1 pseudogene is annotated in these 336 nt (G+C 66.4%); it reads right to left on the bottom strand.

The annotated features are described in order from the left end of the window. Positions 1-336: pseudogene (locus ACWKV5_RS29630) on the bottom strand (glutamine--fructose-6-phosphate transaminase (isomerizing)); the annotation flags it as partial.

Here is a 336-nt window from a genome sequence, read left to right as displayed (position 1 = left end):
AATAGCTGGTGCCGCAGGCCAGGATCAACACGTTGTCGATGTCCTTGAACACGCGCCAGGCAGCCGCGCCGGGCTCGCCATGCTGGCCTGCACCATCAAACAGCTCGGGCACGATGCCGGCCAGGCCTTCCAGCGTGTCGGCAATCGCGCGGGGCTGCTCGAAGATTTCCTTTTGCATGTAGTGGCGATACGGCCCCAGCTCGGCCGCGCCGCTGTGGGCCTGCACGGTGCGCACGGGGCGCTGCCCGGTGGTCAGCGCATTGCCGTCCTTGCCCACGATCCAGTAGCGGCCCAGCTGCAGGTCCACCAGGTCGCCCTCTTCCAGATAGACGATCT

The organism is Pseudomonas oplopanacis (assembly GCF_057128725.1).
The sequence above is the reverse complement of the archived record's forward strand: the minus strand, read 5'-3'. Positions and strand labels throughout refer to the sequence as shown.